The sequence below is a fragment of the Brevibacterium sp. SIMBA_078 genome (assembly GCF_046534565.1).
Classification (GTDB): domain Bacteria; phylum Actinomycetota; class Actinomycetes; order Actinomycetales; family Brevibacteriaceae; genus Brevibacterium.
Genome location: NZ_JAWRYQ010000192.1, coordinates 1 through 274 on the forward strand (window position 1 = coordinate 1; position 274 = coordinate 274).

The 274-nt window shown below is 54.0% G+C and carries 1 protein-coding gene; it reads right to left on the reverse strand.

The features are described from left to right. Nucleotides 1-63: 63 nt before the first annotated feature. Nucleotides 64-274: hypothetical protein (locus SB749_RS19400; protein WP_410711744.1), on the reverse strand; the 211-nt coding region annotated here is incomplete at its 5' end.

The window sequence follows — 274 nt, forward strand, 5'->3', positions numbered from 1 at the left end:
GGTACGCGGGGAATAACCCGCGAATAAAGAGCCCCTCCAAAACGTAGCGAGGGGCGAGGGCGATCATTTTCTGGGATAGGCGAGGATAATGCCGTTTCCACTAGGGAGGCGCTTTACCTGCTCGACGATAAAGCCGCTGTTTTCGATGAGAGATCTGAACTCAGCCTCGGTGCGCTCTTTACCACCGGAGATACCGAATAAGGACAGCATGTACAGATCCATCATCGCGCCCGTTGGATTGGGCTTGGCGCTTTCATCTTGGTCAATCACCAAG